Source organism: Empedobacter falsenii, from assembly GCF_019308355.1.
GTDB lineage: Bacteria > Bacteroidota > Bacteroidia > Flavobacteriales > Weeksellaceae > Empedobacter > Empedobacter falsenii_B.
Genome location: NZ_JAAGKM010000026.1, coordinates 23,593 through 35,321, shown reverse-complemented (window position 1 = coordinate 35,321; position 11,729 = coordinate 23,593). Strand labels below are relative to the sequence as shown.

The 11,729-nt window shown below is 31.3% G+C and carries 9 protein-coding genes, 2 pseudogenes and 1 riboswitch; of the genes and pseudogenes, 6 read left to right on the top strand and 5 right to left on the bottom strand.

All coding sequences use genetic code 11. The annotated features are described in order from the left end of the window. Positions 1-131: 131 nt before the first annotated feature. From G0Q09_RS10640 to G0Q09_RS10625, 4 genes and pseudogenes are all read left to right on the top strand, one after another. Positions 132-245 (top strand): annotated as a pseudogene (locus G0Q09_RS10640) (PKD domain-containing protein); the annotation flags it as partial. Between the two features lie 19 nt (positions 246-264). Further along, positions 265-1,122 carry a DUF4465 domain-containing protein gene (locus G0Q09_RS10635; RefSeq protein WP_219034856.1) on the top strand — a complete coding sequence of 286 codons (858 nt, stop codon included), beginning with the start codon at positions 265-267 and terminating at the stop codon, positions 1,120-1,122. 74 nt (positions 1,123-1,196) lie between these two features. After that, a pseudogene (locus G0Q09_RS10630) lies at positions 1,197-2,216 on the top strand (DUF5074 domain-containing protein); the annotation flags it as partial. Continuing rightward, positions 2,217-2,750: a T9SS type A sorting domain-containing protein gene (locus G0Q09_RS10625; RefSeq protein ID WP_349676193.1), complete on the top strand. Its 534-nt coding sequence runs from the start codon at positions 2,217-2,219 to the stop codon at positions 2,748-2,750. 57 nt (positions 2,751-2,807) lie between these two features. Here the strand turns inward: G0Q09_RS10625 and G0Q09_RS10620 are convergent, their stop codons facing one another. Next, the gene (locus G0Q09_RS10620; protein WP_038336827.1) at positions 2,808-3,269 is read right to left on the bottom strand and encodes an Lrp/AsnC family transcriptional regulator; all 462 of its coding nucleotides are present in this window, start codon (positions 3,267-3,269) and stop codon (positions 2,808-2,810) included. 109 nt (positions 3,270-3,378) lie between these two features. Continuing rightward, positions 3,379-3,514, top strand: a riboswitch (cobalamin riboswitch). A gap of 86 nt (positions 3,515-3,600) precedes the next feature. Here G0Q09_RS10620 and metE point away from each other — a divergent pair. Then, entirely contained in the window at positions 3,601-5,922 is a 2,322-nt protein-coding gene (metE, locus tag G0Q09_RS10615) for a 5-methyltetrahydropteroyltriglutamate--homocysteine S-methyltransferase (RefSeq protein ID WP_219034853.1), read from the top strand. 82 nt (positions 5,923-6,004) lie between these two features. Here metE and G0Q09_RS10610 read toward each other — a convergent pair whose 3' ends face one another. The 4 genes from G0Q09_RS10610 to leuS form a co-directional block, all read right to left on the bottom strand. Beyond that, on the bottom strand, positions 6,005-6,946 hold the full coding sequence (locus tag G0Q09_RS10610; protein WP_219034852.1) for a hypothetical protein: 942 nt from the start codon (positions 6,944-6,946) through the stop codon (positions 6,005-6,007). A 146-nt stretch (positions 6,947-7,092) separates the two neighbouring features. Next, positions 7,093-7,647 (bottom strand): hypothetical protein, encoded by a 555-nt coding sequence (locus G0Q09_RS10605; RefSeq protein WP_219034851.1) that lies wholly within the window; start codon positions 7,645-7,647, stop codon positions 7,093-7,095. A gap of 72 nt (positions 7,648-7,719) precedes the next feature. Further along, positions 7,720-8,256 carry a GNAT family N-acetyltransferase gene (locus tag G0Q09_RS10600; RefSeq protein ID WP_219034850.1) on the bottom strand — a complete coding sequence of 179 codons (537 nt, stop codon included), beginning with the start codon at positions 8,254-8,256 and terminating at the stop codon, positions 7,720-7,722. 105 nt (positions 8,257-8,361) lie between these two features. Continuing rightward, positions 8,362-11,217, bottom strand: a complete 2,856-nt coding sequence (leuS, locus tag G0Q09_RS10595) for a leucine--tRNA ligase (RefSeq protein ID WP_219034849.1) — start codon at positions 11,215-11,217, stop codon at positions 8,362-8,364. 110 nt (positions 11,218-11,327) lie between these two features. Between leuS and G0Q09_RS10590 the strand changes: the two genes are divergently transcribed. Next, a complete protein-coding gene (locus tag G0Q09_RS10590) occupies positions 11,328-11,729 on the top strand; it encodes a hypothetical protein (protein ID WP_219034848.1) in 402 nt (133 codons plus the stop codon).

Sequence of the window (11,729 nt, the reverse complement as noted above, 5' to 3'; positions counted from 1 at the left end):
GATTTGCATTTATAATATAACAAAACTAAATAAAATGAATTTTAATTTTACAAAGAAATTATTCTTTAATTTCTTATTTGCTACATCATCAATCTTTTTATTGACTTCTTGTAATAATGATGACGACACCTGTTAAATTATTAGGAATCGATTTTATCAAAGTTTACACAGCAACAAATCAAGAAGCAGGTTGGTTAGGTGAAATCTCAACAGAAGTTGCAGGAGCTTACGATTTGCATTTATAATATAACAAAACTAAATAAAATGAATTTTAATTTTACAAAGAAATTATTCTTTAATTTCTTATTTGCTACATCATCAATCTTTTTATTGACTTCTTGTAATAATGATGACGACAATACTGAATTAGTAGATCAACAAAAATATGAAACTTTAGATTTATCAAAGTTTGATTTAACAAAAGGAACTGCTACAGCCGGAGGAAAAATTTGGGAAGGTACTTATACAGAAGACGCTGAATTAACTTCAGGTATTTTCAAGTTTAAACATACAGCTTGGCCAGAGTATTTAACATGGATGGGATTCACGGTTTCTAATAGTAATGACAATTCTGATCAAATAGATAAAGAAGGCGGTTGGTTAGATAATCAATGGGGTACAATGGCAAAAGGTGGTGCAGATGGACAAGGAACACCATTTTTAGTCTCTTTCGCTGATCACAAACCATCTGAGAAAGTTTTGAAATATGGAGAAGAAGTTAAGATTGACAGATTTTCGAGTGTAGTAGAAATTACTGATACAGCTAATAAATACAAAGCAAAAAATGTAAAGTTAGCTATTAGTCCGTGGCCATATTATGGGATTTTGAATGGTGATGCATATGCAAGAAAGTTTGTAAAAGGAGATTATTTCGCGATTCATATTTATGGTGTTTCAGCAAATAAACAATTGACTACAGAAAAACCTGTAACTCATTATTTTGTTGATTTTAGAAATGGAATAAATAATATTTCAACAAATTGGCAAGATGTGGATCTTTCTGCTTTAGGAGAAGTTAAATATTTAATGTTCTTTTTAGAAACTACAGATGTAGGAAATTGGGGAGCAAACACAGCATTATACTTTACAATGGATAAATTAAAAGTAGAAAAAATACAATAATCTAACATTCTAAATATTTTTATCCGAGGCTGTCATTTTTGGATGATGGTTTCGGATTTCTAAAAAAACAATACATGAAGAAATTTTTACTTTCGATTTTTACAATAGCTGCAATTCAAACAAGTTTTGCACAAACAAAAGAATATACAAACGGCGTTTTTATTGTGAATGAAGACTGGTTTGGTAAAGCAAATGGGGCAATTAATTTTATCAATGCAAATGATTCGGTTGATTATAATGTTTATAAAACAGTTAATCCTGGAGAAAAATTAGGTGTAACTTCTCAATATGGAACGATATACGGTGATAATTTTTTCATTGTTTCGAAACAAGAAAATCGTTTAGTTGTAGCTGACTCGAAAACATTACAGAAAAAAGCCAGCTTCGAAACAATTGGTGGTGATGGAAGAAGTTTTGTAGGGGTTGATGCTAAAACAGGATATGTAGGAACTTCAAGTGGACTTTATTTGTTTGATATCGAAAATATGAAACTTGGTTCGATAATCGATGGAACTTCTAAAGTTGGTCAAGTAGGAAATATGATTCGTACATCTAAATTTGTTTTTGCTGTTTCAAGTACTGGAGGAATTTTAGTTATCGACCCAAAAACACATCAAATAAAACAAACGATTGCTGGAAGTTTTATTTCTGTAGTTCAATCTAAAGATGGAAATGTGTGGGGGGCTTTATCTAAAAAATTAGTCAAAATAAATCCTACTACTTTAGAAACTTCAGAAATTGCTATTCCTACGAAAACAGTTCCAGCTCCTTTTGCTTGGAATGCTGGTACTTTTTGTTCTTCAACACAAGATAATACTATTTATTTTTTATCAGGAATCAATGTTGTGAAATACGATGTAACAAATAATAAATTTGAAGAAAGTTTTATATAGATTCCTGGTCAAGATACAACACCAAAGGAAACATATTATGGAGCAGGTTTAAGAATTGATCCGTTGACAAACGAACTAGTATTAACTACTATTGGTTCAGGTTGGGGAACTAATTCTCAAATTAATTTTGTGCATAGATTTTTTGATAATGGAACTCTTAAAGAGTCGGTGAAATTAAGTGAGTATTATTGGTTTCCTTCAATGCCTGTTTTTCCAGATAATGCGGCACCAATTATCAATGATTTAGAGACAACTTATCAAATTAACACAGCAACAACAATTGATTTGAAAGATAAAGTTTCGGATGTTGATAATTTATCAGCAGCGATTGTAAAAGATTTAGAAATCATTGAAAATGATGATGTAGCTGAAATTTCGATTAATGATAAGGAAGAATTAGTGATTAATCCACTAAAAAATGGAACAGCTAAAATTAAACTTTCTTTCAATTCGAATGGAAAAGTTGTTTCACAAAACATCACAATTTCATCAGCCGTTTTAGGTACAAATGATTTAGCTAAATCTGTTGTAAATGTTTATCCAAATCCTGTTAATAATGTATTGTTTATTGAAACAAATGAAGCTTCAAAAGCCGAAATTTTCGCTATTACAGGAACTAAAATGACAGAGAAAACACTTCAAAAAGGGAAAAATCAATTAGATGTTTCCTCTTTACCAAAAGGTGTTTACATCATAAAAGTTAACAATTCTACTTTCAAGGTAATCAAAAAGTAGTGTGTTATTTATTTGTGGAAAAAAGGTTGAGCATTGCTCAACCTTTTGTTTTTTTTTTTAAATATTGATTCCGTACGTATTTTTTATTTCAGCCATCACAAAAGAGCTGTGCGTACTCCCGATGCTTTCTAAAGCGCCCAATTTATTGAAAACAAAATCTTGATATTGCTTCATATCCAAAACTTGTACTTTTAAGATAAAATCATATTCGCCCGAAATATTATAACATTCCACCACTTCATCAATCAACAAAATATCTTCCACAAGTTTATTCCCAATCGTGCGATCATGTTGTTTTAGCTTAATGCTGCAAAAAACCATAAAGCCTTTGTTCAGCTTTTCTGCATCCAAAACCGCTCTATAATTTTTGATATAACCTTGTTGTTCCAACCTTTTTATACGTTCAAAAACGGGTGAAGGAGATAAATTAACTAAAGCAGCAATTGCTTTTACTGTCAATTTCGAATCTTTTTGTAGAATTCTTAATAATTCTAAATCGGTTTGATCTAATGTTTCCATCCAAATAATATTCTTTTCAACACGATATTTTATCGTTGTTTAAGTGTTTTGTTTTGTAAAAATATTAATAATAAGTTGTATAATCTTATTTTTTCAAGTTTTACAATCGTTTATTTTGTCTTGTTACATTTGTAAAGAAATAAACAACAAATTATTGGGGAATCGTGTGAGAATCACGAGCTGTCGCGCAACTGTAAGTAATGCAAATTACAAGTCAGATTACCAATAGAAACAAAAGATGATACTTTCGCGATTTGAAGTCAGTCTGTCACAATAGGTTTACTATTTATCAACTCGCGTTTGTGTTTTTGAACATTAAAAAACAATCAAAATGCAAACACAAATTTTAGGTTATCCAAGAATTGGCGCTAACCGTGAACTAAAAAAAGCCTGCGAAAACTATTGGGCAGGTAAAATTGAACTACAAGCTTTATTGCAAACAAGCCGTACAATTACCAAACAAAATTGGGCATTGCAACAAGCTGCCGGAATTGATTTAATTCCGTGTAATGACTTTTCTTTTTATGATCAAGTTTTAGATTCTACGTTATCAGTTGGTGCAATTCCAGCGCGTTTCAATACGGTTGCGTTAAATAAAAAGAACACAGAATTAGACTTGTATTTTGCGATGGCAAGAGGTTATCAAAAAGATAATTTAGATATTACAGCGATGGAAATGACAAAATGGTTTGATACCAACTATCATTATATCGTTCCGGAATTTGTAAAAAATCAAGAATTTAAATATTTCTCAAACTCAATTGTAAACGAATTTATCGCTGCAAAAAAAGAAGGTTTTAATCCAAAAACTGTTTTAATTGGACCGATTACGTATTTATTATTAGGAAAAGAAAAAGAAGAGGGATTTGATCGAATTGATTTAATTCAGAATTTATTGCCAGTTTACTTTGAAATTATTCATGATTTAATCAATCATGGAGCAAATACAATTCAGTTCGACGAACCTTTTTTAGCTTTAGATTTAGACGAAAAATCGAAAACAGCTTATCAAGAAGTTTACAAAAAAATAAGAAAAGAATTTCCTCAACTTACAATTCAGGTCGCAACTTATTTTGATGGATTGAAAGATAATACAGCTTTAGCAATCAATTTACCAATTGATATTTTGCATCTTGATTTGGTTCGTGACGAAAATCAAATCGATGAAATATTGAATCTAATTCCTTCTCAATTAAAACTTTCTTTAGGTTTAGTTGATGGTCGAAATATTTGGAAAAATGATTTTCAAAAATCGCTTTCAACCATAGAAAAAGTTGTGAACAAAATTGGAGAAAAACGTGTTATTATTTCAACATCTTGTTCATTATTACATTCGCCTTGTGATTTAGATTTAGAAACAAACGAAAAAAATCTTCCGACAACAATCAAAGATTGGTTTGCATTTGCGAAGCAAAAATTAGAAGAAGTTGCTTTCTTAAAAAATTATTTTTCAAACCCGAATGACGAAAAATTGATTCAACAATATGAAGCGAATCAATTCTCTATCAATAATAGAAAAAATTCTCAATTAATTCATCAAACTCAAGTTAAAGAACGAGTAAATGCTATAAAAGATGAAGATTATAATCGTGCAAATAGTTTTGAACAGCGAAAAATTGTGCAACAAAATGTGCTGAATCTTCCACCTTTTCCTACGACAACAATCGGATCTTTTCCACAAACACAAGAGGTGAGAAGTTGGCGTGCGAAGTATAAAAAAGGAGAATTATCTGCCGAAGAATATGATGTTTTATTGAAACAAGAAACCAAGCGTACAATAGAATGGCAAGAGGAAATTGGCATTGATGTTTTGGTGCATGGTGAATATGAACGCAATGATATGGTGGAATATTTTGGTGAAAAATTAGCCGGATTTGTTTTCTCTAAAAATGGTTGGGTTCAGAGTTATGGAACGCGTTGTGTAAAACCGCCGATTATTTTTGGCGATGTTTATCGCCCAGTTCCAATGACGGTTTATTGGTCACAATATGCACAATCTATCACAGCGCAAAAAGTAAAAGGAATGTTGACAGGACCGGTTACGATTTTGCAATGGTCTTTTGTTCGAGACGATCAGCCAAGATCTACGACGTGTAAACAAATTGCGTTGGCGATTCGTGATGAAGTTTCGGATTTAGAAAAAGCTGGTATTAAAATTATTCAGATTGATGAACCTGCAATTCGAGAAGGTTTACCATTGAGAAAAGATGAATGGCAAAATTATTTGAAATGGGCGGTTGATTCGTTCAAATTAGCTTCAAGTAATGTTGATGATTCTACTCAAATTCATACGCATATGTGTTATTCAGAATTCAACGATATTATTCAAAATATTGCTGATTTAGATGCGGATGTTATTACAATTGAATGTTCACGTAGTCAAATGGAATTGTTAAATGCTTTTTCAGATTTTAATTATCCAAATGATATCGGACCTGGAGTTTATGATATTCACTCGCCTCGCGTTCCGTCGAAAGAAGAAATGGTTGATTTGATAGAGAAAGCGGCAAAAGTTATTCCGGCAGATCAATTATGGGTGAATCCTGATTGTGGACTAAAAACGCGTCATTGGGAAGAAACCGAAAAAGCTTTAATTGAAATGGTTGCGGCGACAAAAGAATTAAGAAAAATATATACGCCAAAAGCGATTTAAGCTTAACATCCTACTTTTATGACTTAAGTAGTGTGTTATTTATTTGTGAAGAAAGGTTGAGCGTTGCTCAACCTTTTGTGTTTTAATAATAATTTATCGTTCGTTTTACAACATATTTCAATTCTCCATTAGTTGAAATAGAAGCTTTTATCCAATTATTTTTCGAATCATATTCATACGAAACATGATAAGAAGTTAAAACTATTTGTCCATTTCGGAACGATTGTTTTTTAAAGTTGACAATTTCATTTTTCGAATCAAAATCAGCTTGATAGGCTAACGTTTTATTGGCGTCAAATGATTGTAGTTTCGAAATATTTCCATTCTCAAAAAACATTATTTTGCTCGAATTTCCAGCAATTTCTTCCTGAAAAATAGGTGTTTCTTTATCATAAATATAATACGATTTTCGCCCTTTTTTTCCATCAAAAGAAGTCATTTCGTCCAAAACCAATAAACCATTTTTGTTATACGTCAAATTATTTTCACTAATTGTGGAACCTTCCACTTTTGTCGTGATTTTATTCAATTTATTCGAATAATTAAAAATCGTTTCATAATTAGATTTAGATGATTTTCCTTCTATCTTTTCAGTCAAACTAATCAAGTGATTTTTGTTATCATAAACAAATGTTTTGTCCGAAGCAATTCGTTTTGGATCTTCACTATTGTTAATAACTGTATTCGTCTGTTTATCAATTAAATTTGAGTTATTGTAGTTGTAATTAACATAGTTATAAACAGCTAATTTTCCTTGATAATCTAAATAATTTGTTCGTTTTATTAACAATCCTTTTTGATTAAATTCTAACGAAATTTGATTGTAAAATTCATTTTCTAAAAAAGGTAAAGTCGTCGAATTTCCTTTTGCATCTGTTGCTGTAGAAGTTATTTTTTCAACCTTTCCTTTCAAATTAAAATCGGCTAAAGTTGTTTTAACTTCATAATCATTCGTCGAAATTTTTTGTGCAAAATTAACTTGTGATGCAGCCAAACAAATTGTCGTTAAAATTATTTTTTTCATGTTTTGTTTAAAATTGATAAGCGATCTTAAAGTTAAGATTTAAATTGAAATCTGTAGAAGAACCTTCATTTTTTATAATGATTTTCTAAACCGCCCATAAAATCATCAAAAATTCGAGTATCAACACTTTCTAAATTTGTAACATTCTAATATTTTACATTTCTATTTTTCACACCCAAACCAGCTTTTGGAATAAAAACTAATCCTTTATGAGTTGGAATAAAAATATTGTAATTGATATTCAATCCATATTTTACACGTTTATAATCGGCTTCGTCATATGAATATAAATACGAAAAATTTTGAGTATCATTTCGGTAATATTCACCATTTTCGAGATGATCGGTGTGATGAATATAGAAAAACTCAGAAGAAATAAGATGTTTTACTCGTCTGTTTTCGCTTAGATTGATAAAAAATTCTGGTCGAATCTCAAAAAGTTGATAATCTTCGTTGATTTTATATTTTGGTTTGTGACTAACAGGAATGCTATGATAACTTCCGTAGCCAATTTCAGAGCCAATCCAATAACGTTCGTTCAGTTTGTACATGTATTCAAACGCCCATCTTGGAGGCGATAATGCTATTGAAAGAACGCTAAAAGTGATTACATTTTTTCGCTCATCGCTTGATTTTTCTTGTGCAGAAATCAATTGTCCAAAACCAATAGCGAACAAAAAATGTAAAAAATTCTTTTTCATATAAATATTGTTTAAAAGAAAGAGAATCATTTACTTAAAAGGTTGCGTGAACCAAGATTATTTTGAAGTTAATTATTTTTTCAATTCATACCAAAAGCAATCCAAATCCCACATGTCAAGATGAAAAGTTTCAGTGACTTCGAAACCTATTTTTTCCAAGACATTTCGAGAAGCTTTATTATCAACATGCGTTATTGCGTTTAGTTTAATATGTGACATATTTTTTCTGTAAAAGTCCATGCAAGCTTCGGCAGCTTCAGTTGCATAACCTTTTCCCCAAGCTTCTTTTCTGTAACGATATCCGATATCAATAAAATCGAATTTATTATTCATCGATTCGTTTTCTATAATATATTTAAAACCAGTCCAACCAATCATTTTACCTGTTTCTTTTTCAACAACAGCAAGACGACCATGTCCAAGTTCTTCATATTGTTTTTGGATATCTTCAATAATTTCTTTTGTTTCTTCAATGATTTGAATAGGTTCTGCCTTTAGAAATTCATGAACTTCTGGTTGTGAATCCATTTCAAAAAAATCTTGTAAATCATCAATCGTAATAGGTCTGATGATTAATCGTTCTGTTTCGAGTGTTGGTAAATATTTCATTGAGTTATAGTTTTGATTAAAGATAGTATAAAATATAAAATCCTCGCAATTGCGAGGATTTTATCTATATTCTCAATACTAAAATCTAGTATCTAAAATCTTTTTTTATCCAACGATATTAATGATTTTTCCAGGAACAATAATAATGTTTTTTGGAGTACGATCACCCAATTGTTTGATTGTACGTTCGTCGTTCATTACAATTTCTTGAATTTCTTCTTTCGATAACGACAAAGGTAATTCTAACAAAAATTTCATTTTACCATTGAATGAAACTGGATATTCTTTAGCATCTGCAATCAACCATTTTTCTTCGAAAACAGGGAAATCTGCATGCGCAATTGACGTTTCATGTCCTAATTTTGACCACAATTCTTCTGCAATATGCGGTGCATAAGGAGAAATAATAATAGCCAAAGGCTCTAAAATTGCACGTTTAGTTGTTTTTAATTTTCCTAATTCGTTTGCAGCAATCATAAAAGTAGAAACCGATGTATTAAAAGAGAAATTGTTTACATCTTCGTCCACTTTTTTGATGGTTTGATGCAACACTTTCATTTCTTCTTTTGTTGGTTCATCTTCCGAAACAAAAAATGTTTCTTCTGTTCCTGAATGATATAATCTCCAGAATTTTTTCAAGAATGAATAAACTCCAGATAAACCTTGTGTATTCCATGGTTTAGATTGTTCAACAGGACCTAAAAACATTTCGTATAAACGTAAAGAATCTGCTCCATATTGATTACAAATATCATCAGGATTCAAAACATTGTAGTAAGATTTTGACATTTTTTCAACCTCACGTCCTGTGATGTATTTCCCATCTTCTAAGATAAATTCTGCATTAGCAAAATCTTCTCTCCAAGTTTTGAATTTTTCTGTATCTAATTCGTCGCCTCCATCTTTTAACAACTTAACATCAATACGGATTGGTGTTGTTTCATGTTGATCTTTCAAAGATTTAGAAACAAAAGTATTTGTTCCATTAATTCTATATGCATAAGCGGTCATTCCCAAAATCATTCCTTGGTTGATAAGTTTTTTTGCATACTCATCCGTTGGAACTAAACCTTTATCGAATAAGAATTTTTGCCAAAAACGAGAATATAATAAGTGACCAGTAGCATGCTCAGATCCACCCATGTATAAATCTACATTTTGCCAATAATCAACAGCTTCTTTAGATACAAAATCGTTGTCGTTTTTTGCATCCATATAACGTAACCAATACCAAGAAGAACCTGCCCAACCTGGCATTGTATTTAGTTCTATTGGGAAAATAGTTTCGTTATTGATTAAAGTATTATTTACAACTTGATTAGTTGTTGTATCAAAAGCCCATTTTGTTGCACGCCCTAATGGTGGCTCACCTTCAGATGTTGGTAAATATTCGTCCACTTCAGGTAAAATAATTGGTAAAGCTTCTGTAGGAATTGTGTAAGGCATCCCGTCTTTGAAATAAACAGGAACTGGCTCTCCCCAATATCTTTGACGAGAGAAAACAGCTTCGCGTAAACGAAAGTTTGTTTTTCCTTGTCCAAAACCTTTTTCTTCTAAAGCTTCAATTGCTTTTGCAACTGCTTGTTTATAATCTAATCCGTTTAAGAAATCAGAATCTTGTAATTCGAATCCACCTTTTTCTGTAAAAGCAGCTTCAGAAATATCTTGATTTTTGAAAATATTAATAATTGGTAAATTGAAATGATTTGCAAAAGCAAAATCACGTTCATCACCAGCAGGAACAGCCATTACAGCTCCAGTTCCATAAGAAGCCAATACGTAATCACCAATCCAAATCGGAATTTGTTTTCCTGTAAATGGATGAATGGCGTAAGCCCCGGTAAATTCTCCTGTAATATTTTTAGCATCCGCTAAACGATCACGTTCAGAACGTTTTGAAGTATAATCGACATAAGCATCAACTTTTGCTTTGTTTTCTGCTGTTGTAATTTGAGAAACTAAAGGATGCTCTGGCGCTAATGTTACATAAGAAACACCAAAAACAGTATCAGGACGAGTAGTGAAAACTTCAATTTTTTCATCGTTTCCTACAACATCAAAAAAGATTGATGCACCTTGAGATTTACCAATCCAATTTTTTTGAGATTCTTTGATCGGATCTGGCCAATCTAATTTATCTAAACCAGTTAACAAACGATCAGCGTAAGCCGTGATACGCATCATCCATTGTGTCATTTTTTTGCGCACAACAGGGAATCCTCCACGTTCAGATAATCCGTTAATTACTTCGTCATTCGCTAAAACAGTTCCTAAATCTGGACACCAGTTTACTTCTGCTTCTGCTAAGAAAGTTAAACGATATTTTAATAAAATTGTTTGTTGTTCTTTTTCAGAATAGGCATTCCATTGATCTGCGGTAAAGATTTCGATATCATCATCTGCCACAGCATTTACACTTGCATTACCCTCAGTTTTGAATGTTTCAACTAATTTTGAAATGGATTCAGCTTTATCGGTTGAATTATCATAATATGAATCAAATAATTGATTGAAAATCCATTGTGTCCATTTATAATATTCAGGTTCTGAAGTTCTGATTTCACGATCCCAATCGTATCCCAAACCAATTTTTTTCATTTGGTTCTCGTAACCAGCAATCACATTTCCTTGTTTATCAACACCACCTTCGATATTCGTTGTTGTTGTAATCGCAGGATGTTGACCAGTTTGAATCGCATATTGTTCCGCAGGCAAACCAAAAGAATCGTAACCCATTGGGTGTAAAACGTTGAAACCCTTTAATTTTTTGTATCGAGAATAAATATCAGACGCAATGTATCCAAGTGGATGACCTACGTGTAATCCAGCTCCAGAAGGATAAGGAAACATGTCTAATACGTAAAATTTAGGTTTTTCTGATTGATTTTCAGCTTTGAACGTCTTGTCTTCAATCCAAAATTTTTGCCATTTTGGTTCGATTTCATTCGGATTATATTGCATTATTGGAAGTTATATTAAAATTAAATTTATGCAAATTTACATTTTTTATGTATCTTTTGGGTTAGAATGGCGATATTTGTACATTAACAATCAACAACTAAACCAAATCCATGAAAAAAGAATTGATATTATATTATATCGGTATCCTTATTTTTTTTACTGTCCTTATTTTTTCTGTTCGTCATATTGTAAATACAACACGTATTTTTGTGGGGTACGAAGATGGTTTTAATCCTATTAATATCAAATGGAATTTTGATAAAAAGGATTCAACACTTCGTGTCAAAGATCCTATTTATGTCAGAAGTGATTATTATTTGATTGATTATAAAGACAAAGCATTCTTAAAAAAAGATACAATTCTTTATGCTGAACTTTTTGAGGATTCGTTGGCTGTAAAAGGAAATGTACTGAATTTGAAACCTCCTTATTTCTTGTGGAAAGAGGCAAAAAACGACACGTTGAAAGTTTTTAAACACAACATTACCTTGAAGTTTACGAAGCGAGAATAG